At 39.3% G+C, this 26,353-nt stretch carries 14 protein-coding genes and 1 tRNA gene; 10 read left to right on the forward strand and 5 right to left on the reverse strand.

All coding sequences use genetic code 11. The features are described 5' to 3' along the window. Nucleotides 1–58 precede the first annotated feature (58 nt). Together argS and RB604_RS03020 are read right to left on the reverse strand one after the other, a co-directional pair. On the reverse strand, nt 59–1,852 hold the full coding sequence (gene argS, locus RB604_RS03015) for an arginine--tRNA ligase (RefSeq protein ID WP_007479780.1): 1,794 nt from the start codon (nt 1,850–1,852) through the stop codon (nt 59–61). An 86-nt stretch (nt 1,853–1,938) separates the two neighbouring features. Further along, entirely contained in the window at nt 1,939–2,211 is a 273-nt protein-coding gene (locus tag RB604_RS03020; protein ID WP_005928615.1) for an HU family DNA-binding protein, read from the reverse strand. A 228-nt stretch (nt 2,212–2,439) separates the two neighbouring features. On the opposite strand from RB604_RS03020, the gene RB604_RS03025 reads away from it, so the two are divergent. The 8 genes from RB604_RS03025 to RB604_RS03060 all read left to right on the forward strand — a co-directional run bounded on the left by RB604_RS03025 (nt 2,440) and on the right by RB604_RS03060 (nt 20,065). Then, nucleotides 2,440–3,114 carry a rhomboid family intramembrane serine protease gene (locus tag RB604_RS03025; RefSeq protein ID WP_025819228.1) on the forward strand — a complete coding sequence of 225 codons (675 nt, stop codon included), beginning with the start codon at nt 2,440–2,442 and terminating at the stop codon, nt 3,112–3,114. Continuing rightward, the gene (locus tag RB604_RS03030; protein WP_005928608.1) at nt 3,095–3,994 is read left to right on the forward strand and encodes a rhomboid family protein; all 900 of its coding nucleotides are present in this window, start codon (nt 3,095–3,097) and stop codon (nt 3,992–3,994) included. The genes RB604_RS03025 and RB604_RS03030 overlap by 20 nt, the downstream gene beginning before the upstream one ends. Before the next feature lie 3 nt (nt 3,995–3,997). Beyond that, nucleotides 3,998–5,092 carry an endonuclease/exonuclease/phosphatase family protein gene (locus RB604_RS03035; RefSeq protein ID WP_007479778.1) on the forward strand — a complete coding sequence of 365 codons (1,095 nt, stop codon included), beginning with the start codon at nt 3,998–4,000 and terminating at the stop codon, nt 5,090–5,092. A 39-nt stretch (nt 5,093–5,131) separates the two neighbouring features. Continuing rightward, nucleotides 5,132–7,219, forward strand: a complete 2,088-nt coding sequence (locus RB604_RS03040) for a M3 family metallopeptidase (protein ID WP_055293771.1) — start codon at nt 5,132–5,134, stop codon at nt 7,217–7,219. Between the two features lie 249 nt (nt 7,220–7,468). Then, nucleotides 7,469–10,489, forward strand: a complete 3,021-nt coding sequence (secDF, locus tag RB604_RS03045) for a protein translocase subunit SecDF (RefSeq protein ID WP_021935818.1) — start codon at nt 7,469–7,471, stop codon at nt 10,487–10,489. Nucleotides 10,490–11,645: 1,156 nt separating this feature from the next. Continuing rightward, a complete protein-coding gene (locus tag RB604_RS03050; protein WP_007479776.1) occupies nt 11,646–15,149 on the forward strand; it encodes a SusC/RagA family TonB-linked outer membrane protein in 3,504 nt (1,167 codons plus the stop codon). Between the two features lie 11 nt (nt 15,150–15,160). Then, nucleotides 15,161–16,942 (forward strand): SusD/RagB family nutrient-binding outer membrane lipoprotein, encoded by a 1,782-nt coding sequence (locus RB604_RS03055; protein WP_005928590.1) that lies wholly within the window; start codon nt 15,161–15,163, stop codon nt 16,940–16,942. Between the two features lie 90 nt (nt 16,943–17,032). Continuing rightward, entirely contained in the window at nt 17,033–20,065 is a 3,033-nt protein-coding gene (locus RB604_RS03060; RefSeq protein WP_005928588.1) for an endo-beta-N-acetylglucosaminidase, read from the forward strand. 306 nt (nt 20,066–20,371) lie between these two features. On the opposite strand, the gene RB604_RS03065 is transcribed toward RB604_RS03060, so the two are convergent. Next, nucleotides 20,372–20,443: transfer RNA gene (locus RB604_RS03065), tRNA-Arg, on the reverse strand. A 500-nt stretch (nt 20,444–20,943) separates the two neighbouring features. Between RB604_RS03065 and RB604_RS03070 the strand changes: the two genes are divergently transcribed. Then, nucleotides 20,944–22,794, forward strand: a complete 1,851-nt coding sequence (locus RB604_RS03070; protein WP_007479772.1) for a 2-oxoacid:acceptor oxidoreductase subunit alpha — start codon at nt 20,944–20,946, stop codon at nt 22,792–22,794. Nucleotides 22,795–22,797: 3 nt separating this feature from the next. Next, nucleotides 22,798–23,808: a 2-oxoacid:ferredoxin oxidoreductase subunit beta gene (locus RB604_RS03075; protein WP_005928580.1), complete on the forward strand. Its 1,011-nt coding sequence runs from the start codon at nt 22,798–22,800 to the stop codon at nt 23,806–23,808. Between the two features lie 161 nt (nt 23,809–23,969). On the opposite strand, the gene RB604_RS03080 is transcribed toward RB604_RS03075, so the two are convergent. Together RB604_RS03080 and RB604_RS03085 are read right to left on the reverse strand one after the other, a co-directional pair. After that, on the reverse strand, nt 23,970–25,352 hold the full coding sequence (locus RB604_RS03080; protein WP_055293773.1) for a sulfatase family protein: 1,383 nt from the start codon (nt 25,350–25,352) through the stop codon (nt 23,970–23,972). Nucleotides 25,353–25,433: 81 nt separating this feature from the next. Further along, nucleotides 25,434–26,282 carry a T9SS type A sorting domain-containing protein gene (locus RB604_RS03085; RefSeq protein WP_005928574.1) on the reverse strand — a complete coding sequence of 283 codons (849 nt, stop codon included), beginning with the start codon at nt 26,280–26,282 and terminating at the stop codon, nt 25,434–25,436. Nucleotides 26,283–26,353: the final 71 nt, after the last annotated feature.

Raw genomic sequence — 26,353 nt, forward strand, 5'->3', positions numbered from 1 at the left:
AGCAAGTCAATCTTACTTGAAGAATTCCCGTATGTTCTATATTAGCTCACATCAACTCTTACATCCTGGCCGGCACTTCAATGCCCAGTAAGCCCATTCCCAAACGTACTACCTTAGCCACATTGGCAGATAATGCGATACGGAATATCTTCACCGCTTCATTCTCTTCGCGCAGGATGCTAAAATCATGGTAGAATTGATTATACTCCTTCACCAAGTCATAAGTATAATTGGCAATAACAGACGGACTGTAATCTGTCCCGGCCTGTTTAACAATTGCTGCAAAATCAGCTACCATCTGGATTAATCCTTCTTCTTTTTCACTCAATTCAACTCCTAAAGGAAGTTGCTCAGGAATAACGATACCGTTCTCTGCCGCCTTACGAAGTACAGATTGTATACGTGCATAGGTATATTGGATAAACGGCCCGGTATTTCCATTAAAATCGATGGACTCTTTCGGATTGAATGTCATGTTCTTGCGGGCATCCACTTTAAGGATAAAATATTTCAATGCACCTAAACCGACAATGCGGGCAATATCATCTGCCTCTTCCTGTGTCAATCCATCCAGTTTACCAAGCTCCTGAGAGGTTTCTTTAGCAGTTGCAATCATCTCTTCCATCAGATCGTCGGCATCCACCACTGTTCCTTCCCGTGATTTCATCTTACCTTCCGGAAGTTCGACCATACCATATGAGAAATGAACCAAGCTTTTACCCCATTCGAATCCTAACTTATCAAGCAGGATAGAGAGCACTTGAAAGTGATAATTCTGCTCATTACCCACCACATAAATCATCTTATCGATGGGATAGTCGGCAAAACGCAATTTGGCTGTCCCGATGTCTTGAGTCATATACACAGAAGTACCGTCAGCACGTAGCAGCAACTTATGATCGAGCCCTTCTCCCGTAAGATCAGCCCATACCGAACCGTCTTCTTTCTTATAGAAGAAACCTTTTTCCAATCCTTCCATTACCTTTTCCTTTCCCTCGAGATAAGTATCCGACTCATAATATATCTTATCGAAACCAACTCCCATCTTACGGTAAGTCTCGTCAAATCCGGCATACACCCAATTATTCATCATAGCCCACAAAGCACGTACTTCAGGATCTCCCGCCTCCCATTTCACCAACATTTCACGGGCTTCATTCATCAGTGGAGAAGCTGCCTCCGCCTCTTCCTTCGTCATGCCCTTCTCCATCAGCGAAGCTATTTCCGCTTTATAATGCTTATCGAAAGAGACATAATAATCCCCAACCAAGTGATCTCCCTTTTTACCGGATGATTCGGGAGTCTCACCATTACCATAAAGTTTCCAGGCCAACATAGACTTACAGATATGGATACCCCGATCGTTTACAATATTGGTTTTTACGACCTTATTGCCATTCGCCATAATAATATTGGCTAATGCATTTCCAAGCAGATTATTGCGTACATGCCCCAGATGTAGGGGTTTATTCGTATTAGGTGAAGAATATTCAATCATCACCAGTGGAGAATCAGCATCGGCAGCCATTATACCATACCGTTCGTCAGCATGAATCATATTCAGCAATTCAATCCACTCAGAAGAAGCTATTGTCAAATTCAAAAAGCCTTTTATCACATTAAAAGCAGCTATTGCCGGCTCATTAGCTTGTAAGTACTCACCGATCTCCTGTGCAGTTTGTTCCGGTCCCTTCTTCGACATACGCAGGAAAGGGAATACAACCAAGGTAAGATGTCCTTCAAATTCCTTTTTCGTTTTCTGCAATTGCACCTGTACGGCAGGAACATCCTGACCATAAAGAGCTTTCAGTCCGCTTATTACGGACATTACAAGTTTATTCTCTATATTCATAGCTTACAATTATTTTCTGCGCGCAAAGATACAAAAAAGGAGGCGTTAGCACGCCCCCTTTTTTTAAAATCTTTCAACTATATAGTTTATTCAACAGCCTCAGAGAGTTCTGCACCTGCTTTAAACTTAGCAACCTTCTTTGCCGGAATAGTGATAGCTTGTTTTGTAGAAGGGTTAATACCGGTTCTTTCAGCTCTCTCAGAAACAGAGAAAGTTCCGAAACCAACCAAAGAAACCTTGTCACCACCTTTTAAAGCGCCAGTAACTGAAGACACAAAAGCATCAAGTGCTTTTTTTGAGTCAGCTTTGCTCAAACCAGACTCAGCTGCGATAGCATTAATAAGATCAGCCTTATTCATAATTCGTAAATGATTAATTAATATATGTGTTACACAAAAAGATAGACGACGTAAAATCCTCACAAATATAGACTAACAAAACAATATATCAAATAAAAACATCAAAAAAACGCATCAATTTGCTGAAAAAGAGCTAATAGGGATTCATTTTTCTGCTTTAAAACAGAATTTATTCGTATTTTTGCAACCATTACTCGTAAATTAGCATAAAAGAGATTCAAATATATGATGCCTACAGTTACTAAAAACCTGATAATTATCAATGTACTGTTTTATTTAGGAACAATCGTTGCACAAAGTTATGGTATAGATCTCGCAAACTATTTAGGTTTGCATTTTTTTATGGCCGAAGACTTTAATCCCGCCCAGTTGATAACCTATATGTTCATGCACGGAGGATTCACTCACCTTTTCTTCAATATGTTCGCCGTGTGGATGTTCGGACGCATTCTCGAACAAGTGTGGGGGCCGAAACGTTTTTTATTCTACTATATTCTTTGTGGTATCGGTGCAGGAATTATCCAGGAGATCGTACAATTCGTTGAATACCAGACTGTCTTATCGGGATATTCCATGGTCCAGACTTTTAGCGGGACAATACCGATGAGCGAATACCTGAATATGATGAATACCGTAGGAGCCTCAGGAGCCGTATATGCGATCCTGTTAGGTTTCGGAATGTTATTTCCTAATCAACAATTGTTCATTTTCCCGCTTCCATTTCCTATCAAGGCCAAATATTTTGTCATCGGATATGCCTTAATCGAACTATATTCCGGATTTGCCAATAATCCTAATGATAATGTAGCTCATTTTGCCCATTTAGGAGGAATGATATTCGGTTTTATTCTGATTATGTATTGGAAGAAAAAAAACAATGATCATGGGACATATTATAACTGATCTTAAAGAAGCTTTTCGCAGAGGAAATGTCTTTATACAACTCATATACATCAATGTAGGGATTTTTGTAGCAACTGCATTGATAAACATTCTATTGCAACTATTCAATAGAAGCGCTGCCGGAATATTCGAACTGTTGGCACTTCCGGCCTCCTTTACCCGGTTTATCCTGCAACCGTGGTCACTGTTCACTTATATGTTCATGCATGCCGGTTTTATGCATATTCTGTTTAATATGCTTTGGCTATATTGGTTTGGTCAATTATTCCTTTACTTCTTTTCCGGCAAGCATTTACGCGGTTTATATATTTTGGGAGGTATATGCGGAGGATTATTGTACATGATTTCCTATAATTTGTTTCCTTATTTCCGTCCCATGGTGGAAGTATCGACAATGGTAGGTGCATCCGCATCCGTACTTGCCATCGTGGTGGCAACCGCCTATCGAGAGCCCAACTATCCCGTACGCCTTTTTCTTTTTGGTACTATACGCCTAAAATATTTGGCCTTAATAGTGGTCCTGACAGATCTGTTGTTCATCACTTCCGGTAATGCCGGAGGACACATCGCCCACTTAGGTGGTGCATTGGCAGGTCTCTGGTTTGCCGCCAGTCTGAGTAAAGGCACAGATATCACTGTTTGGATAAACAGAATATTAGACGGAGTGAGTTCTCTTTTCTATAAAAAAAACTGGAAGCGTAAACCCAAAATGAAAGTGCATTATGGCAATTACAGCCGCGAACAAGACTATGATTATAATGCCCGGAAAAAAGCGCAATCGGATGAGGTGGACCGCATTCTCGATAAGCTGAAAAAGTCAGGATACGAGAGCCTCACTACCGAAGAAAAGAAAAGCCTCTTCGATGCAAGTAAAAAATAAGATATGAAACACATCGGAAAAGTCTTCGCTTATCTGATCTTGGCAGTCAATGCATTCTTTGTCGGAATTCTCTTGCTGACCGCCTATAGCCCACACATTTCTCCCGTAATACACCCGGTCGAAGCATGCATGGGACTTACTTTTCCTATTTTCCTCTCCATCAATTTCTGTTTTCTTATTTTCTGGTTAATCGTACGCTATAAGTTCGCTCTTCTGTCTATACTTGGCTTTGCTTTCTGCTATCCGCAAATCCGGGCCTATCTTCCTATCAATCTTCATACAGCAAATATTCCGGAGGGAAGCATTAAAATACTATCCTACAATATTATGTCCTTTGGCAACATGGAAAAGGAAAACGGCAAAAATCCGGTACTCGAATATCTCCGTAAGAGCGATGCCGACATCATCTGCTTACAGGAACACAACATCTCTCCGACTGCCAAAATACATCTTAATGCCAAAGAAGTAGAAGAGGGTATGAAAGCATATCCTTATCGGCATATTCAACGTGTAGGTCAAGAGAACGGCAATAACCGGATAGCTGTTTACTCCCGATTTCCGATCCTTTCGGCACGAAAACTACAATATGACAGTAGCTACAACGGCTCGGCCATTTATGAATTAAAAATCAATGAAGATACAATTACCCTTATCAACAACCATTTGGAATCTAACAAGTTAACAAAAGCGGATAAAGCGGTATATGAAGAAATGCTGAAAGATCCCAATGCCCATAAAGTGAAAAGTGGCACTCAACATTTGGTCGGTAAATTAGCAGAGGCTTCCGCCATCCGCGCCAAACAAGCAGATGTTATTGCAGCCGAAATTGCAGCTTCCCGGCATCCGTATATTATTGTATGTGGGGACTTTAACGATACTGCGATCTCCTATACCCACCGGGTTATAGCCGAAAAGTTAGATGATGCCTTCACCGAATCAGGACAGGGATTGGGAATTTCTTATAATCAGAATAAGTTTTATTTTCGAATAGACAACATCCTAATCAGTAAAAGCCTGAGAGCTTATAACTGCACGGTAGACCGTTCTATTAAAGACTCCGACCACTACCCCATATGGTGCTATGTTGCCAAGCGGTAATTCACTACAAATGATAATCATAACCCAATTATAATACTTATGAAATTAAAAAGAACAATAATTATTTTAGCAGCAAGTTGTATGATGTACTCCTACACTACGAAAACAGAAAGTAATCCGTTTTTAAACGAATTTCAAACCGAGTATGGTGTTCCGGCTTTTGATAAAATCAAGCTGGAACATTACGAACCTGCTTTCCTGAAAGGGATAGAAGAGCAAAACCGGAACATTAAAGCAATCATTGAAAATAGCGAAACGCCCACGTTTGAGAATACAATCGTAGCGTTGGATAACAGCTCTCCTATATTAGATCGTGTCAGTGCCGTTTTCTACAATATGACAGATGCAGAAACAACAGACGCACTAACCGAACTTTCCATAAAAATAGCGCCGGTACTTTCCGAACACAGCGACAACATTTCCCTCAATCAAGAACTATTCAAAAAGGTAGATGCCGTATATCAGCAGAAAAACAGCCTGCACCTTACCACCGAACAAGAACGCCTGTTGGATAAAACCTACAAAGATTTTGTTCGTTCGGGAGCAAACCTGCCTGCTGACAAACAAGCACGCCTGCGTGAAATAAACAAAGAGCTATCGACTCTTGGTATCACATTCAGTAATAATATATTAAATGAGAATAATGCCTTCCAACTCTTTGTCGACAAAGAAGAAGACCTTGCAGGATTGCCCGAATGGTTCTGCCAAAGTGCTGCGGAAGAAGCTAAAGCTGCCGGGCAAGAAGGAAAATGGTTATTCACCTTACACAATGCCAGCCGCCTGCCTTTCTTACAGTATTCTGAGAATCGCCCGCTCCGTGAAAAGATATACAAAGCATACACCCACCGTGGTAATAACGATGACAAGAACGACAACAAGAAAGTAATCACCCAAATTGTCAGTTTACGCCTTGAGAAAGCAAACTTATTAGGTTTTGACTGCTACTCAAACTTTGTTTTGGAGAATACAATGGCCAAAAATTCAACCACCGTAATGGAATTCCTCAATAATTTATGGAACCATTCACTTCCCAAAGCCAAAGCAGAAGCTGTTGAACTGCAAAAATTGATGGATAAAGAAGGTAAAGGTGAAAAATTGGAAGCTTGGGACTGGTGGTACTACACGGAAAAGCTGCGTAAAGAAAAATACAACCTGGACGAAGAAGAGATCAAGCCCTACTTCAAATTGGAAAACGTACGCGAAGGCGCTTTTGCAGTAGCCAATAAACTGTATGGTATCACATTGACAAAACTGCAAAACATTCCGGTTTATCATCCCGATGTAGAAGTTTTTGAAGTAAAAGACGCCGATGGTTCCCACTTAGGAATCTTCTATGTAGATTACTTTCCACGTCCTGGAAAAAGTGGGGGTGCCTGGATGAGCAATTATCGTGAACAGCAGGGAGATATCCGACCGTTGGTTTGCAATGTAGCCAGCTTTACCAAACCAATAGGCGATACACCATCCTTACTAACGATGGACGAAGTAGAAACGCTTTTCCATGAATTCGGGCACGGGCTTCACGGACTGTTGACCAAGTGCAATTACAAAGGTACTTCGGGCACCAACGTCGTTCGTGATTTTGTAGAACTTCCTTCACAAATAAACGAACATTGGGGCACCGAACCAGAAGTGTTGAAAATGTATGCAAAACATTACCAGACAGGAGAAGTAATCCCCGATTCACTCATCAATAAGATATTAAAACAGAAGACTTTCAATCAAGGCTTCATGACAACAGAATTACTGGCCGCCGCCATCCTCGACATGAATCTGCACAACCTGACAGATGTAAAGAATCTGGATGTAATCTCTTACGAAAAAGAAGCAATGGATAAATTAGGACTCATCCCCGAAATAGCCCCACGCTACCGTACGACCTATTTCAATCACATCATCGGTGGATATGCTGCAGGATACTACAGCTATCTTTGGGCAAACGTGCTGGATAATGATGCTTTTGAAGCTTTCAAAGAACATGGTATCTTTGATAAAGCAACAGCCAATTTATTCCGCTCCAATGTGCTTGAAAAAGGAGACAGCGAAGACCCGATGACACTCTACAAAAACTTTCGTGGAACAGAGCCGCAATTGGAACCAATGCTGAGAAACAGAGGCATGAATTAGATAAAAAAAGCGATCTAAGGCTAAAAAAGAATAAACTCGAAGCCGACTAATTTATCCTCGGAGGATTGCTACTTTCCTTCGGGGATAAATTTTATTTCTTTGAAAGAAATATCAGTTTAAGGGCAAAATGCGGTTTTAACCTCAAATATTTAGCTGCTAATTACCACTGGATGTGAAAAAAAAACTATATTTGCAGCCTTATAGCGACAGAATTAATTAAAAAAGTAATCATAATAAATTAAAAGTAAAATGCAAAACAAAGGATTTGTAAAAGTTTTTGCGGTATTACTCACGCTGGTATGCGTGTTCTACCTCTCTTTCTCCTTCGTTACCCGCCATTATACCAATAAGGCAAAAGAGATAGCGAACGGCGATACTAAAGTAGAACAAGACTACCTCGACTCTCTTTCAAACGAGAAAGTATGGCTGGGTAATTATACGCTGAAACAGTGTCGTGAAATGGAAATTAGTTTAGGTTTGGACCTCAAGGGCGGTATGAACGTTATCCTTGAAGTATCCATACCCGATGTTATTAAAGCATTGGCTGATAACAAGCCCGATGAAAATTTCAATCAGGCACTGGCAACTGCTGCCAAACAAGCTACCAACAGCCAGGACGATGTTATCACTCTTTTCATTAAAGAATACCACAGAATAGCACCGGACGCTAAACTTTCCGAACTTTTTGCAACGCAACAGTTGAAGGACAAAGTTAACCAGAAGTCATCTGATGCTGAAGTAGAAAAAGTATTGCGTTCTGAAGTAAAAGCTGCCGTAGAAAACTCTTATAATGTACTCCGTACACGTATCGACCGTTTCGGTGTAGTTCAGCCGAATATCCAAAGTCTTGAAGACAGAATGGGGCGTATCATGGTAGAGCTTCCGGGTATCAAAGAACCGGAACGTGTGAGAAAACTCCTCCAAGGTTCTGCCAATCTGGAATTCTGGGAAACCTATACAGCGAAAGAATTATTGCCGGTAATGCAGTCTGTAGACAGTAAACTGCGTGATGTTCTGGTAACAACCGCAAGCACAACAACCGACTCTACTGAAGTAATAGCAACAGAAGAAGTAGTAGCGGAAGCAACACCGGCAAAAGCCATCAGTGCTGCCGACAGTATCGCAGCTGCACTGAAAGGTAACCAACAGGAAGCTTCTATAAATATGGAGCAAATCAAAAAAGAACATCCTTTGATGGCCATTCTTCAGTTAAATTCAAGTGGTCAAGGCCCCATTATCGGTTATGCTAATTACAAAGACACTGCTGAAATCAACAAATATTTGGCGATGAGAGAAGTAATAGCAGAACTTCCTAAGGACCTCCGTCTAAAATGGGGAGTTGCTCCTGCTGATTTCGACAAAAAAGGACAGACTTTCGAGTTGTATGCTATCAAATCTACCGAACGCAACGGTAAAGCTCCGTTGGAAGGTGATGTAGTAACAGATGCCAAAGACGATTTCGACCAGCATGGTAAACCATCTGTAAGCATGTCTATGAACACAGACGGTGCACGCCGTTGGGCACAATTGACCAAACAAAATATCGGACGCTCTATTGCAATCGTACTTGATAATTATGTATATTCTGCTCCGAACGTAAGTACGGAAATCACAGGCGGTAACTCAATCATTACCGGTAATTTCAGTCCGGAACAATCCAAAGACTTGGCAAACGTATTGAAATCAGGTAAAATGCCGGCACCGGCACACATCGTGCAAGAAGATATTGTCGGTCCGTCATTGGGTCAGGAATCTATCAATGCAGGTATTTTCTCATTTGTAGTGGCACTCATCCTTTTGATGATTTACATGTGCGCCATGTACGGTTTCATCCCAGGTATGATTGCCAACGGTGCTTTAATCCTCAACTTCTTCTTCACATTAGGTATTCTTTCATCCTTCCAAGCTGCGCTGACAATGTCCGGTATTGCCGGTATGGTATTAGCACTCGGTATGGCTGTGGATGCGAACGTACTTATCTACGAACGTACTAAAGAAGAATTACGTAGCGGCAAAGGAGTGAAAAAAGCATTAGCTGATGGTTACTCCAATGCTTTCTCGGCAATCTTCGACTCCAACTTAACATCTATTATTACCGGTATTATTCTGTTTAATTTCGGTACTGGTCCTATTCGTGGTTTTGCCACTACATTGATTATCGGTATTCTCTGCTCGTTCTTTACAGCAGTATTCATGACTCGTTTAGTTTACGAACATTACATGAATAAAGATAAACTGCTGAACTTGACATTTACTTCCGGAATTTCTAAAAACCTGTTGGTAAATACTCATTTCGACTTCATGAAAGGTAACAAACGTTCCTTCATGATTACAGGTATTATTATTTTGGTATGTATAGCATCATTCGCTATTCGTGGCTTGAGCCAAAGTATCGATTTTACAGGTGGACGTAATTATAAGGTACAGTTCGAACAAGCTATCGAGCCCGAACAAGTACGTGAGTTGATCGCAAGTAAATTCGGTGATGCAAATGTAAGTGTTATCGCTATTGGTACAGACAAAAAAACCGTTCGTATCAGTACTAATTACCGCATCGAAGAAGAAGGTAACAATGTGGATTCTGAAATTGAAGCATACTTATATGAAACATTAAAGCCGTTGTTAACTCAAAACATTTCATTGGCTACTTTCATTGACCGTGACAACCACACAGGTGGCAGTATCATCAGTTCACAGAAAGTAGGTCCAAGTATTGCAGATGATATCAAGACATCGGCCGTCTGGTCGGTAGTTTTAGCATTGATTGCTATCGGCTTATACATTTTGCTTCGCTTCCGTAATATTGCTTACAGTGTTGGCTCCGTAGTAGCACTTACCAGTGATACGATCATGATCATCGGTGCATACTCATTATTATGGGGTTTTGTTCCTTTCTCATTGGAAATAGACCAAACGTTTATCGGTGCTATCCTAACAGCTATCGGATACTCCATCAACGATAAAGTGGTAATCTTTGATCGTGTACGCGAGTTCTTTGGTTTATATCCGAAACGTAACAAACGTCAATTGTTCAACGACTCACTAAATACAACTTTGGCCCGTACAATCAACACCTCATTAAGTACATTGATCGTATTGCTGTGTATCTTTATCCTCGGTGGTGATTCTATCCGCAGCTTTGCATTTGCAATGATTCTGGGTGTTATCATTGGTACATTGTCTTCATTATTTATTGCTTCTCCGATTGCTTACACAATGCTAAGCAAGAAGAAAGAAACAGCAGAAACAACTGCTATTGAAGCTGAATAACCTATTCATATAAAAGAAAAAGAGGCTGTCTCATTTTTCATTTTGAGACAGCCTTACTTATAACTTGTAAGTCACAATATAAAAACCTCCCTCTTTTAGCCTTAATTCATCACAATACAAGACTAAAAGAGGGAATTTTTTTCTTCTAAAGCTTCAATCTATAAGATTTTCAACTTTCAATTTCTATTTTGGAGTGAACCCTAAAAGTTTTTTATCTAACTTTTAGGGTTCACTCCATTTTAAGACAGTCTCTTCTTTTTTATGGTAGCTCACCGTTTATCCTACTATTAATAGAGCCATATCTGTTTATTAGATATTAAAGGTAAAAAACAGTATAAATTAAAAGATAAGACCGGAAAACAAAACGAGTACCTTCGACCTTATCTTTTCAAAAAAAGATATATTGCAGAAATGTAAAATATCTCTAAAATTATATCAATAAAGTAAATCTTCCTGTACCCTCTGAAAGCAATCCATTTCATGCACGTCCACATAGGTTCAGTTCACATAGCCCGAATAAACTTTCGTGATATCCTTACTTTCCTGCTAAAAACTATCAAAAAAGAACTCTCTATAACAATTTACTTGCACAAAAGCACAACCAGCTATATCCCAGACGCTACATAGAGCATTATCCCCTATAATAAAATATTGCCCTCACAAATAACATAATAAAATATGCCGTACCCCTTACACAGCGTACCGAAAAGAATTCTATACAGCATATAAAGATAAGAAAAACAGAATCTAACAAAATATACATCTATTATAATATATATTTAGAACATAAATACAAGATACATTTTAGATCAAGTACAAAATTGATACATAAAAACAAAACCCATAAAAGAATAAATTTAAAAAATAAGCTAATCTTATCTATGAATCCCGAATAAAGCAGAATATTTAAATAAAAAAATACCAAAAAGTGATTTTTTCGCTCCATTTATTTAGTAACCTTTATCTCTGAATTGTAATATAAGAAAAGAATCTCAAAAAAAGAATTAAAATTAATATATGTTGTTTTATATTGGATAATGAAGAACATGAATAAAAGAAGATAATAGAAAAAACTTATATCGTGCGATATGCAATGCACGTCTACAATTAAAGTAGTAAAGTAATCAGTATTTGTTAACGTAATAAAGAATGCTAAATGAAGAAAAATTTAGAGTACAGAATTAAAATTCTGTTGTTTTCCCTATTCCTTTTTGTTCCATTCTTAACGAATGCTACCGCACAAAGCGAGATAGTAATAAGTTTGGATTTTGCGAATGCACCTTTGAGCGAGGTTTTGAATGAAATTAGTCGTCAGACTTCACTGAGTATGGTTTATAACGCGAAAGATGTGGATCCTAACCGTAAAGTTACGATACATGCTAACCGTGAAAAGTTGTCTAAAGTCATGACAGACTTGCTCAAAAACACTAACACGACCTATTCCGTACGTGATAATCATTTGGTAGTTTATTCTACTAAAGAAACCCCAACCGTACATTCTACCATGCAGCAAAAACAACGCACAATTAAGGGTACCGTGTCTGATGAATATGGCGAACCACTTATCGGGGTTAGTGTATTAGTACAAGGTACTACTACAGGTACAATTACCGATATTGATGGTAATTACACTTTAGAAATACTTAATGACGAAGCTGTATTAGAATTCAGCTACATTGGTTATCAGAAAATATCACTGCGAGTAGCTGGTGCTTCTTCATTTAACATAATAATGAAAGAAGATGCACAACAGCTAAATGAGGTAGTTGTTACAGCCATGGGTATAGAACGCAAAGAGAAGTCATTGACTTATGCAACTCAACAAGTGAAAGGAGATGAATTAATGAAAGTGCAGGATGCCAATTTCGTGAATGCACTTTCCGGAAAAGCTTCCGGAGTTACCATTACCCCAAGTGCTGGTGGTGCTGGTGGTGCCTCTAAAATTTTGCTTCGTGGTAATAAATCTATTTTGGGTAACAACAGTCCGTTGATTGTAATAGACGGTGTACCAATGACTAATAATGTGAATGGTCAAACTGGTTTTGATGGAGGCTCTAATCTGACATATTCCAGTACCTCTGAAGGTTCTGATCCGTTATCGCTTGTCAATCCTGATGATATTGAAAGTTTGAATATCCTAAAAGGTGCTAATGCTGCTGCATTATATGGTAGTGCTGCTGCCAATGGCGTATTAATGATTACCACAAAAAAAGGCAAAGAAGGTCGTATTTCTATTAATGTATCTTCAAGTGCAACATTTGATCGCCCTTTGCTCACTCCCAAAATCCAAAATGTATATGGTGCTACAGTTGATCCTACTGCCGAGACTTTATCTGTAGATAGCTGGGGGAAAAAATTATCAGATTTAACGGCTGACGAACTTAATTATTCAGGTGCTAAATTACGTAATACAGCTTCCAATGATGACGTAAATGACTTTTTCCGTACAGGTGCCACATTCAATAACTCAATATCCGTTAGTGGAGGTACTGAGACTGTTCGTACTTATTTTTCATACGCAAATTCATATTCTGACGGTATGATGCGCAACAATAATTACAAACGTAACACGCTCTCTTTTCGTCAGAGTTATTCACTATTTAATAAAAAGTTAAATGTCGATTTATCACTAAATTATGTACAGGCAAAAACCAAGAATCGTCCTGGAGGAGGAACAGTGATGAATCCACTTTATGATCTTTATCGTATGCCAAGAAATGTGGATCTAAATTATTATAAGGAAAATTACTACATAGAAAATGGTAAATGGACTTCTAACGAACAAAGCTATTTCGATTCTAAAAACAATAAATGGACTACTGGTACTGTTGAGCTAACCGGGCCCAAACAGGAATGGGCATATTGGCAAAATGGTATGAACAACCCTTATTGGATGGTAAATACTCGCAATTCTATAAGTGAAGAAGAACGTGCTTATGGTTATATCTCTGCCAATTATCAGATCATTGATGGTTTGAAGATACAGGGACGTTTGAGTTTGGACCGTACAAAAATGAAAGGAACATCAGAGCGCATGGCTACCACATGGAATATATCAGCTATGGAAGATTATGGTATGTATGGACAAGACCTTAATTGGATAAATGAAGTATATGTAGACGCTTTACTAAGCTATGACAAACAAATTAAAGATTTCTCTATCTCAGCCACTACCGGTTGGACAGGACATACATTAAAAGGAGAAACGCAAAAACTTTGGGCCAAAGCTACTACAGCCAATTGGAAACACGACACTATGCCAACACTAATCAACTTTTTCGAACCTTCTGTTTCACAAGGCAACGTAAGTGAACGTTCATACACACTTTCTTCCAACTGGGATAAGGGTTTACTTTTTACTGGTCAGATAGGGTGGCAAGAAAAAGTATATCTGGAGGGTAGTTATCGTCGAGACTGGTACCGCGCTTTCAAACAGTACTCGTATCGTGGAACCCCTACTAATTATGGTTACTTTTCAGTGGGTGCCAATGCGCTATTACATCAAATAGTTACCCTGCCTGAAGTAATTACCAATCTGAAAGTTCGCGCTTCATATTCAGAAGTGGGTAACTCTATCCCGAACGTTCTCTATAATGCTCGTAACACAGACCCACTTACAGGTGCTGCCGTACCTTCTTCTTATAGTTATTTCAATAACCCAATACCAGAAAAAACAAAATCTTTCGAAGCCGGTTTTGATATTTCTTTATTTGGGAGTGCTCTAAACTGGGATATGACCTATTATAACAGTGCCATGCATAATAGTTATTTAACCATTAGTGATCTTGGAGGATTAAAAAAGCCTGTAAATGCAGGGGTTATCCGTAATCAAGGTATCGAAACGACTCTTAGCTATAATTTAGCATTTGCTAAAGATTGGATGTGGCGTACTTCCGTGAATTTCTCCTATAATTATAATAAAATCGAAAAAACTTACACTAAAGAAGACGGTACTTCTGCCAAATTAGAACAAAGTATTGCCGGAGGCAAAGTAATGGTTCGGTATGATGAGGGAGGTTCTTATGGCGATTTGTACGCACAAGACTTTAAGCGTAATGAAGACGGCTCTATTAAATTAGTAAATGGAGCGCCACAACTTGATACGCAAAATTATGTTTATTTAGGCAATATGAACTCCAAGTTTAATTTAGGATGGAGTAATACAATTAATTATAAAGACTTTTCACTTTATTTCTTGATCAACGGACGTATTGGAGGTAAAGTAATCTCTTTGACAGAAGGAATGTTGGATGCTGTAGGCAATTCTCAACGTACTGCGGATGCACGTTTAGCAGCCGAAGCCAATAACCTATATACTGCTACGGGTGAACCTGCCATGTACATGTCCGATGGACAATTGGTTTCTATCGAAAAATATTATAGACAAGTAGGTGGGAATACTTATGGCACGCAATATGTTTACAATGCTACTAATTTCCGTTTAGGTGAATTATCACTGGGATATACCTTTAGAAATTTGTTTGGTGCTTCTAAACATTTGTCACTCTCTCTTGTAGCTCGTAACCTTTGTTTCCTTTATAAAGATGCCCCGGTTGATCCAGACCTTGCTCTTTCTACTCAGAATGGTTTAGGAGCGTTCGATGTATTTAATATGCCATCTGCTCGTTCATTCGGTATTTCATTAAAAGCTAACTTCTAAATATTAGACAGATGAATATGAAAAAAAATAATTTTTTTATTGCTTGCATTGTGATGTCACTGTTAGGTATGCAATCTTGTATGGATTTTGATGTGCCAGGTGATGAGTTAACAGGTAACACAGAAGAAGGTTCTGACGAGGTTTATCATGGGGCGGCTGATATATTGGATTATCATAAAGAAATTTCTCAAGAGGGACTTGACCTTGCTTTAACAAACCTTGCTAAAGAAGCACCGTTAGGTTATATTCTTTCAGCTACTTACTCTATGCGTGGCGGTAAGGAAGCGACGCGTCCTGGGGCACATGCCTATCAATACCAATTTAATATGTCAGTTGATAATTATGCCGGATACATGGTGGTTCCTCATACAGACTTTCCATTTGCTATGATTACCCTAAATTCTACCTATGCCTTTGAGCAGTCAGTAAACGCAGGTCCGAATGGTAATTATACATTGACAAAGAATTATCTATCTCCGATTTTAAATCATCCAGATATTGATTCCATTCCCGAGATGAAAGCAGTAGCTTTATTACTTTTTGATTATGCTTCTCAAGAAGAAGTCGACCTTTATGGTTCATTTCCATATACACAATTTAAAGCCAATCAACAGGAACATCCTTATACATACGATAGCTGTGAGGATATTTACAAAGGTATTGTGGACAATCTTGACAGCATTAATGCCTGTTTAAAGAATTATCCCAATCGCCCGGAATGGTATAAAACTAAAGTGAACAAACTATTAAAAGATGTAGATGAAATCACTGATACAAAAGATTTTGAGACCTGGCGCAAAATGGGAAATTCTCTAAAACTCCGTATGGCTATGCATGTGGTAAAAAGAGATAAAGACTTAGCCAAAAAATGGGCAGAAGAAGCCGTTATGGAAGGTGTTGCTAACTCTTTAGAAGACGAAGTATCGTTTTCAACAGATAAAAGTGGCACCAATCATCCACTTGCCGAAATATCCCGTTCATGGGGAGACTCTCGCTTAAACGCTTCTTTTGAGACAATCCTTTTTTCATTAAAACATCCTTATTGTAATTTTTTATTTGATAAAAATTCAGTAAAATTAGGCGATTTGGAAGCTAATACTCGTGTTATAGGTCTTCGTGCCGGAAAGAAAATGGGTGAAGGACAATCTGCCGCCAGCAATAAAGATTGCGGATATTCTTCTATTTATCAATATTTCACAGAAGCACCACTCTATTTTATTAAACTTTCAGAAGTAGACTTCTTGCGTGCAGAAGGGTTAGTACGTGGTTGGAATGTTGGTGATGAAGGTTGCGATGCACAATTTTACTACAATCGCGGTATTGACAATGCAACTTGTGAATGGCGCATGACAGCCTTTGAGTATGATGCCGGGTTAGCTGATTATAAGCAAGTGGAAGAAGCTGTTCCATATCAATATATTGACCCAATTGATGCATCTAACAACTATCAGAGTCCAATAACCATTGGTGTAAAGTGGAATGCAGGTGATAGTGATGAAACAAAACTGGAAAAAATTATCACTCAAAAGTATATCGCTCTATTTCCCTACTCTTTTGAGGCATGGACAGAAATGCGCCGTACAGGTTACCCGAAAACCTTGCCGGTACTTAATTGGGAAGACGCCGACGCCAATCTACAAGAAGGGGATCTGTTGCGCAGAATGCGCTTCCCTGGCACTGACACACAAGCAGTTGCTGCTGATGTAGCAGCTACAGGACTTAAAGCTTTAGGTGGAGCCGATCTCCAATCTACTCGTATTTGGTGGGATGTAGAAGGAACGCCAAATTTTTAATGATATAATCCAAACTATTTATAAGAGAGAGGGGGGGATCCTTCCCCTCTCAAGAAATCATTTTTATTTAATAATTTAATTTTCTGTATTATGAAGAAATTTACTTTGTTTAGCATGGCTGCCATGTTGCTGCTTTCAGGACAAGCTCCGGCACAGGATAAGACAGATTATCCTCCTTCGGCTTCAACAGAAGTGTTCGACTTTACCCCATGGAAGGAATCTACCATCTTGGAGTTGTTTGTCAAAGCAATGAATGAAGGTCGAAATTATCCTTCTGCGGAAGAATGGACAGAAGCTGGATTTAACTTAGATCTGGAGTTTTCCCGTTCGCATGTTCGTCCACGTGACATTATTGAAGATGCTTCTAAAAATGTGGTTCCTGAGGTATATGCAAAACGTCGTTTGTGGATGAATATGCCAACTGGTCAAGGCGATTTAGTCGGAGGATATCCTAGTTCCTTATTCAATAATGATACTTTTTCTATGTGGAACTATGTAAACCTTTACGGGGCATGGAATCATTCTCCATTCCAAGCTCCAGGTTCTTGGGCGGATGCTGCACATAAGAATGGTACCGATATGTTCAGTGGAATTAAATTTTTTGATACTACCGGTGGTCGTGGGCAGACTGCTACGGAATATATTAATTTGATTTCTACAAAAAATCCAGATGGTTCATTCCGATATGTCGATGCTTTTATCAACGTATTAAAATTCTTTGGTTTAGATGGTATTAACTACAATTGGGAAGATACCGGCTACAACAATGAAACCGTAATAGCCTTTCATCAAGCTCTTTATAAACGTGCAGCAGAATTGAATTTTGATAGTTTTCACATTGGGCTGTATGGAGGTCCATCTTATCTAACTAATCCTGCTGATTATTTTGCCAACGAAAATGGTAGAACAACAGAGGTTATGATGAATTATTCTGCTAATGATATTCCGAGAACTTTAGCTATGTCCCAGAAAAACGCTATTGCTATCCAAGGTGACTGCGAGGGATTGTATCAAGGTGTGTGGATTGCCAGTATGGATCGCCAATGGACCAACTTCCATGCCGATGGCGCTGAACAAGTTGGCCTTTGTTTGTGGGGTGAGCACAAGATTAGTCGCTTCTTCCAGTTTGCCATTGGCGACAATACCATGGAATTACAAAGTAATTACCAGAAATTGTTGGAAAAAGGTTTTTCTGGTGGTAAACGTTCTCCAATTGACCGTCCTGCATTGTCTAACAGTGGAAATATTTTTGAAATATCCAACAATGATGATAAACCAAATCAAATGGTTAATTTTGCTGGCTTTGCTGATTTTGTACCTGAACGTACTGCTATTCAAGGAGATTTGCCTTTCACTACACATTTTTCTTTGGGTAATGGTGAACGCTATAACTACAAAGGAAAGAAAACATTTGGTAGCTGGTATAATATGGGACAACAGGATATAGTTCCTACATATCGCTGGTTAATTTATGATGCCAACACAAAGACTCGTTCTACTGCCGTTGATGCCGAATTTACACACGAAGATGCTTATACCGGCGGTTCTGCTCTCCGTCTTTCAGGTGAGCCGACAGCAAAAGGGTCAGATGTTGTTCTCTACCGTGCAAAATTGAACGTATCCGGTGGTAATGCAAAAGCAAATGTTGCATTGAAATCTGGTGTAAATGGTACAAATGCTTCCAACCTCTATGTGATTCTAAAGAAATTTAATGATGACACATGGATGGAGTTTCCTGTAGGTAATCTGAATGGACCGACATGGGAAGAGAAGGAAATTGCACTTTCAGGTATTAATAGTGGTGATATAATTGAATACATCGGTTTTCGCGTGAAAGGAACATATGAAGGAAACTATAATATGCTGATTGGTAAACTTGCTTTGACTGACGATTGCGCAGTGAAAACTCCTGCACCGATTGATGCGGAAAGTATTATTGTAGAAGTGAAAGAAGAAACAACTCAATCTCTTTCTGTGAAGCTGAATTGGGCAGTAAATGCCACAGGTTACAATAGTGATAATGCTAAATATGGTTTGATTTACAATGACGAAGTGAATATTGACCATTTCCAGCTAATGTATAAGAATGGTGAAAATGGTAAAGTTTCAGAAATAGGACGTACCTCTACATGGTCTGCTTATTTAGGTAATATTATGTTTGAAACTGCTACAGATGACCCGTATATCGGTATTCGTTCGGTTTCTGTAGATGGAAAAACCTATTCTCCCGTAGAATGGATTCATATTGGTCGTGGCAACGCTTCTGAATTACCTGCATTCAATAATGATCCTTATTGCGAGTCTACATTAAATTATAACGCAGAAGGTGCTGACATCGCCATTGAAGTTCGTTATATCGAACAGTTTAAAACTACCGGTGCTGTTGAAGATATTAATTACACTGCTGATGCTCCACAAGCCGACGGAACTCAATATGCAATGTGCGATCAAACATTGAAAGTAAATCAAGGACAAGAAGTAGAACTTTTCTTCAAAGCAGCTGATTTAGATGATGGGTTAAAATTCTGCTTAGGAAAAGCTTATATCGATTTAGATGGAAGTAAGTCCCACGAACCGGCCACTGAAACAATTTTTGAATTAGGCACAGTAAAACAGGGAACTCCTGAATTCCAAACGACAGGCGTAACGCAGAAATTTACTATTCCTGCTGATGCAAAACCAGGAGAAAGTCGTCTACGTCTTGTGTTCTCCGATGCATGGTTTGCACACCCCGGCCCTTGCGGATTTACAGCTAAAGGATTCACTTTGGATATTCCAGTAGAAATTATTGGTAATAATCCTTCGCGCGAACCGGCACCGGATATGCATGATCAAGGTGAAGCTGATGAACCGGAAGGACTGAATAACAATCCGGATGGTGTTGAAAATGTTTGGAAAGACAGTGAATCTGTTATTTCTACAATGTGGCCAACAACTACCGAAGGTACGATTTATTTCAACAATGTAGAAAAAGCATGGATATATACAACTGATGGACAGTTAGTTAAATATGTGCCCAATAATCCTTCTTCTACAGATATATCCGACATCACTCCAGCTATATATGTCGTTAAGATGCAAAAAGGAAATATTGTACGCAGTCAAAAACTGATAAAGAAATAAACAGTTATAACATTTTTCTTTAAGGAAAAAAGATTGTATTCGAAGAGTTATCTGTTTTTTTATAGTTAAGCTATAGTTTCAGATAACTCTTCCTTTTTGTTTCAATCAGAATTCCTCCTCCGAAACATTTCTCAAAGTTGACTTATTTATAAACACATTCTTGCAAATGTCCCATTGTTTTCATGAGAAAAAACACAAACAACAATCTATAAAAGCTAAATATAATCTTAACAAAATGGGAAAAGTAAAAGCGGAAGTAAAACTCAAAAAAACTATATAGAAACTCAATAATTGACTTTTCATAAGTAGTCCCGAGGGGAATCGAACCCCTATCTAAAGTTTAGGAAACTTCTATTCTATCCGTTGAACTACAGGACCTACTTTTAATTTTAGTTGCAAAGATAATGTATTCTATCGATTTAACAAGACAGAATGCATAGATTTATAAAGTATCCGGACAATAAGGAAGCAGGCATTAACAATTTCAGGAAATAGAGTTAGAAAAGAGAGGATTTATTCTTATCATTGCAAGATAATACACAATAAAAAGTATCAGAAAGATTGTATTTTGCATAAAAACTGCAACAATTCGTCATTTTACCTCACAAACATCGATATCAATATGACACAAAATGAATCACAAACAAATTGAAACCTTTCCAATACACTAACATATACATCCAATACAAACAATATTTCAAATCTTTTGATAGACAGCTATAGATAAACTAAAAAAGATTTTGCTAAGTCGTTTAACTTTACGACCTTTGCGAAACCTTCTGCATAATAAATGAATATACAAAAGTGACCAACACAAGGGTTATATTTATGCAAGAATACAACAAGTCGATCCTAAAATTAAAATAGTAAGTAAAATTATGGCAGACGAAATGATGGTTAAAGAATTGGAGCAAGTGGTAGTACGCTTCTCCGGCGATTCCGGCGACGGTATGCAGCTGGCCGGTAACATCTTCTCGAACGTGTCGGCAACAGTAGGGAATGACATCTGTACATTCCCCGATTATCCGGCAGATATTCGTGCCCCGCAAGGGTCTTTGACCGGTGTATCCGGCTTTCAAGTACATATCGGAGCAAACAGAATATTTACTCCAGGCGATCGTTGTAATGTATTAGTAGCAATGAATCCCGCAGCTCTAAAAACGCAGATCAAATTCTGCAAACCACAAGGGCTGGTCATTACCGATTCTGATTCTTTTGGAGCAAAGGACTTGGAAAAAGCGAAATTTACGACAAATAATGCATTCGAAGAATTAGGTATCAAACAAGAAGTTCTTGAAGTGCCCATATCTTCTATGTGTAAGGAAAGCCTAAAAGATTCCGGTCTGGACAACAAAGCCATGCTACGTTGTAAAAACATGTTCGCTTTAGGATTAGTCTGCTGGCTGTTCAATCGAAATCTTAAAGCTGCCGAAAATATGCTTCGCCAGAAGTTTGCCAAGAAACCGGAAATTGCAGCAGCTAACATCAAAGTTTTGAATGATGGCTATAATTATGGTGCAAATACCCACGCTTCTACCTCTACTTATAAGATAGAAAGTAAAAGTCCCAAGGCAAAAGGACTCTATACAGACATAAACGGTAATAAAGCTACCTCCTACGGTTTGATTGCAGCAGCAGAAAAGGCCGGTCTGGAACTCTATCTGGGCTCTTATCCGATCACCCCGGCTACAGATATTCTTCACGAACTGTCTAAGCACAAATCACTCGGCATAAAGACCGTACAATGCGAAGACGAGATTGCCGGATGCGCTTCTGCGGTAGGTGCTGCCTTTGCTGGTGACCTTGCAGTCACTACGACTTCCGGCCCGGGGGTATGTCTGAAAAGTGAGGCCATGAACCTTGCTGTCATCGCAGAGCTCCCATTAGTTGTTGTTAATGTACAACGTGGAGGTCCATCAACCGGTATGCCTACTAAATCAGAACAAACAGACCTGCTACAGGCGCTCTATGGACGCAATGGTGAAAGCCCAATGCCGGTTATTGCCGCTACTTCACCAACCAACTGCTTTGATGCCGCTTATATGGCTGCAAAAATCGCATTGGAACACATGACACCGGTAGTACTACTGACCGATGCTTTCATCGCTAATGGTTCCGCTGCATGGAAATTACCCAACTTGGATGAATATCCGGCCATAAACCCGCCCTATGTCACTCCCGAAATGGAAGGTACTTGGACACCGTTCCAGCGTAACGAGAAAACAGGTTCACGCTATTGGGCGGTTCCCGGAACAGAAGGCTTCATGCATCGTATCGGCGGTCTGGAAAAAAGTAATGAAACCGGCGTTATCTCTACCGAACCGGAAAATCACCAAAAGATGACATTATTGCGTCAAGCCAAAGTGGATAAGATTGCAGACTGCATTCCCGAACTGGAAGTACAGGGTGATGCCGATGCCGAGCTGTTGGTAGTAGGATGGGGTGGAACATATGGTCACCTCTACTCCGCTGTAGAACATATGCGTAAAAATGGCCAAAAAGTGGCACTTGCTCATTTCCAGTATATCAACCCGCTGCCTAAAAATACAGCAGACGTACTGAAGAAATACAAAAAAATTATCGTAGCCGAACAAAATCTGGGACAGTTTGCCGGATATCTGCGTATGAAAGTACCCGGACTGAATATCAACCAGTTTAATCAGGTGAAAGGACAGCCTTTCGTTACAAGAGAACTTGTAGATGCATTTACTAAATTATTGGAGGAATAAGAAATGAGCGAAACAGTATATACAGCTAAAGATTATAAATCGGGGCAACCACGCTGGTGCCCGGGATGTGGCGATCATGCTTTCCTGAACTCCCTGCATAAAGCTATGGCCGAATTGGGAGTGGCTCCACACAATATTGCCGTTATCTCCGGTATCGGTTGCTCATCGCGTTTGCCTTATTACGTAAACACCTATGGCTTTCATACCATCCACGGACGTGCTGCTGCGGTAGCTACAGGTGCCAAAGTGGCCAATCCCGATCTTACCGTTTGGCAAGTATCCGGAGATGGCGATGGTTTGGCTATCGGTGGCAACCATTTCATTCACGCCATCCGTCGTAACGTCGATCTTAATATGATCTTGTTAAACAATCGTATCTACGGATTAACTAAAGGACAGTATTCGCCCACATCAGAACGTGGTTTTGTCAGCAAGTCCTCTCCTTATGGAACGGTTGAAGATCCTTTCCATCCGGCCGAACTCTGCTTCGGTGCACGCGGCCGCTTCTTTGCACGCTGTGTAGCCGTTGACGGTGCTGCCTCTGTGGAAGTTTTGAAAGCTGCCGCTAATCACAAAGGTGCATCTGTAGTAGAAGTACTGCAAAATTGCGTTATCTTCAATGACGGTACCCATGAAAGTGTCGCGACCAAAGAAGGACGCGCCAAAAACGCCATCTATCTGGAACACGGAAAACCAATGTTATTCGGCGAGAACAAAGAATACGGATTGATGCAACAAGGATTCGGACTGAAAGTAGTGAAGTTGGGTGAAAACGGGATTACGGAAAAAGACATTCTGATACACGATGCTCATTGTATGGACAATACCCTTCAATTAAAACTGGCGTTAATGGAAGGTCCGGAGTTCCCAATAGCTTTAGGAGTAATTCGTGATGTGGAAGCTCCTACATACAACGATGCAGTTATGGAGCAAATCGAAGAAGTGAAAGGCAAAAAGAAATATCACAATTTCAATGAATTGCTTATGACTAACGACACTTGGGAAGTAAAATGATCCTATTAAATACATATACAAACGAAAGGGATGGTCGCTGTCGGTCATCCCTTTTGTTTGTGTTATATAAACATCAGAATTATTCCGTTTACATTTTCTTATAGATATACCCGAAAACATACATAATAAAAATACAAGTCTTCAAATAAATCTACAGTTTTTCATTTAGCAGGTATTTTTCTTTTTGCCCACCACTCCATCAGTTCTATATGCAATTCCTTTACAAGATCAGGGTTCTGTTCGGCAATATTTGTAGTTTCCTTCGGATCAGCTACAAGATCATATAACTCAAAATTCTCATCCCATGAATCCACCAAAAGTTTCATACTACCGCGCCTGATTGCCAAATGCGGACTTTTCTGTTTGGCATTTTTACCACGCGGATAATTGAAGGCTTTATTTCTACCAAAGTCCCACATTAAATCTTTTTTACGTATTTGAGGTTCACCCAATAAGGCTCTACTCATATCTTCTCCACTCAGCTCCATATCTAATGGTAATTTAGCACCTGTCAACGCACATAAAGAGGGTAAAAGGTCAACTGCACAAACAATACTAGAATCATTTATTCCACCAGCCTTGATTTTTTCCGGCCAATGGATAGCAAACGGCATTCGAATTCCACCTTCATAAAGGCTACACTTCACGCCAAGCAATGAATTAGTACGCATTTGCTGAAAGCTAGGAGCAGGACCATTATCACTGGTAAAAATAACAATTGTATTTTTCTCCAACCCCAGTTTAGTCAGCCCTTCCATCAAACGCCCGATCTGTTTATCATATTCAGTCAATACTTCTTTAAAATTAGGAGGTGTAGTCCAAGATGTCCTTTCCGAGTCCATTGTTTTCTGACTTGGTACCCAAGGAGTATGCATATCATCAGGCCATAAATTTACAAAACACGGTTCTCCTTTATGCCTTTTCAGAAAATCAAGTGTTTTATCTACAAAATAGGCTGTTCTATCCCAACGCTTCACTTGATCAGTCCGACTCCATATCCACGCCGAATCCGTAATAACAGGATCTGGGTTGGGACTCTCCCAAGTAGAAATATATTCATCAAAGCCATATTCGGTTATCTGCGGGGCATCTATTACATCACGCCCTCCCCCCATATGCCATTTACCAAAATGTCCAGTCGTGTAGCCCGCACTTTTCATTACTTTAGCCATCGTAGGAACCGAAGCGTCCAAATAATCAAATTGTTCACAGGCTGTATTACCTTTGCGCGTTTGCAGATAACAATTTATCCCCATTTCAGTAGGAAACCGTCCTGTTGTCAACCCAACACGAGAAGGCGAACTCACCGGTGAGGAAGAATAGTAGTTGGTTACAATTAAGCCCCCAGAAGCCAGTTTGTCAATATTCGGTGTTTTTACCCATCCATTATTAAGAAAAGAAACATCACCTGCTCCCATGTCATCCGTATAGATTATCAAAACATTAGGTTTACTCTGTGCCTGAGCCTCTCCAGCGTGTATAGGCGTATATATCATACAAGTGCCCAAGCCTAAAACCCCACTAATTAGCAGTTTATTATTCATAAGTATTTTATTTAAACCATTTATTCATGTAAAAATAGAGAAATATTGATAAAAGAACTATCTCTCCATTACTTTTTCAATTCATTGAATACAAACTTTTTTTGTTAAAGAGATTTCTGGTGATACCAATTTAACAATGTATGTACCCGATTGAACAGACGATGGTAAATCAACTGTACTTCCATTCAAAACAGACTCAAAGATTACCTTCCCACAAACATCAAAAAATAAAATCTTTGCTACGTCAATATCCCCCATAACATATAGCCTTGCATGATCGACATATATATTAATGTCATTTACAGATGTAGACTGAACCAACGTGCCTCCTACATTTTTCTCAACGGTTATCTTATAGACAGCAGTAAAGAAATTCCCCCCTCTGAAAAGCCGAAGTGTAACCGGAGTCGTTTTATCCAGATTGACTTCCAATATTTCGTCCTGATTCGTATAATCATTAGCGCGCTGAACAGGAATCGTTTCAAGCAAATTCCATGTAAATGAAGAAGCATCATATTCTTCAAGCAAAATACAATTTTCATTGTTACCATTCCCATTTCTTACATGAATAGAGATTTTTTTAGCATTATCTATTTGCGGTAACTGTATATAACTATCTCCTTTATTCCGTAAACGCAAACCATACTGATGAGTATCACCATCCGAACAAGTTTGCTCCAATTCTGCCGCTCCGGGTCTGATGTATGCCCCATTCAACGTAAATCCATTGATTTCCGTCCCGTCAGGAATATCTATATTAGAAGGAGTAGCTTCCGGAAATGTACCTACACCAGTTTCATCAATCCACGCACGTATGGCATCCTGCCATTCTTGAGAACTAAAATCTTCATTTAACCAATAATCTTGTGCATTCACCGTAAAAAAACTCAAACTAACAAATAAAAGTGCAGAAAGTAATCTTTTTTTCATAATAGTAATTTTTAGAGTTAATAATTTTATATCAAACAATTTATAATATAAATGTATGCAGACATCTGTAA

It is taken from the genome of Bacteroides salyersiae (assembly GCF_031172035.1).
In the GTDB taxonomy this organism is placed as follows: domain Bacteria; phylum Bacteroidota; class Bacteroidia; order Bacteroidales; family Bacteroidaceae; genus Bacteroides; species Bacteroides salyersiae.

Bases quoted from the DNA above. Each gene is read 5' to 3' on its own strand.
- argS (WP_007479780.1), bottom strand. From the start codon at position 1,852: ATGAATATAGAGAATAAACTTGTAATGTCCGTAATAAGCGGACTGAAA.
- RB604_RS03020 (WP_005928615.1), bottom strand. From the start codon at position 2,211: ATGAATAAGGCTGATCTTATTAATGCTATCGCAGCTGAGTCTGGTTTG.
- RB604_RS03025 (WP_025819228.1), top strand. From the start codon at position 2,440: ATGCCTACAGTTACTAAAAACCTGATAATTATCAATGTACTGTTTTAT.
- RB604_RS03030 (WP_005928608.1), top strand. From the start codon at position 3,095: ATGGGACATATTATAACTGATCTTAAAGAAGCTTTTCGCAGAGGAAAT.
- RB604_RS03035 (WP_007479778.1), top strand. From the start codon at position 3,998: ATGAAACACATCGGAAAAGTCTTCGCTTATCTGATCTTGGCAGTCAAT.
- RB604_RS03040 (WP_055293771.1), top strand. From the start codon at position 5,132: ATGAAATTAAAAAGAACAATAATTATTTTAGCAGCAAGTTGTATGATG.
- secDF (WP_021935818.1), top strand. From the start codon at position 7,469: ATGCAAAACAAAGGATTTGTAAAAGTTTTTGCGGTATTACTCACGCTG.
- RB604_RS03050 (WP_007479776.1), top strand. From the start codon at position 11,646: ATGAAGAAAAATTTAGAGTACAGAATTAAAATTCTGTTGTTTTCCCTA.
- RB604_RS03055 (WP_005928590.1), top strand. From the start codon at position 15,161: ATGAATATGAAAAAAAATAATTTTTTTATTGCTTGCATTGTGATGTCA.
- RB604_RS03060 (WP_005928588.1), top strand. From the start codon at position 17,033: ATGAAGAAATTTACTTTGTTTAGCATGGCTGCCATGTTGCTGCTTTCA.
- RB604_RS03070 (WP_007479772.1), top strand. From the start codon at position 20,944: ATGGCAGACGAAATGATGGTTAAAGAATTGGAGCAAGTGGTAGTACGC.
- RB604_RS03075 (WP_005928580.1), top strand. From the start codon at position 22,798: ATGAGCGAAACAGTATATACAGCTAAAGATTATAAATCGGGGCAACCA.
- RB604_RS03080 (WP_055293773.1), bottom strand. From the start codon at position 25,352: ATGAATAATAAACTGCTAATTAGTGGGGTTTTAGGCTTGGGCACTTGT.
- RB604_RS03085 (WP_005928574.1), bottom strand. From the start codon at position 26,282: ATGAAAAAAAGATTACTTTCTGCACTTTTATTTGTTAGTTTGAGTTTT.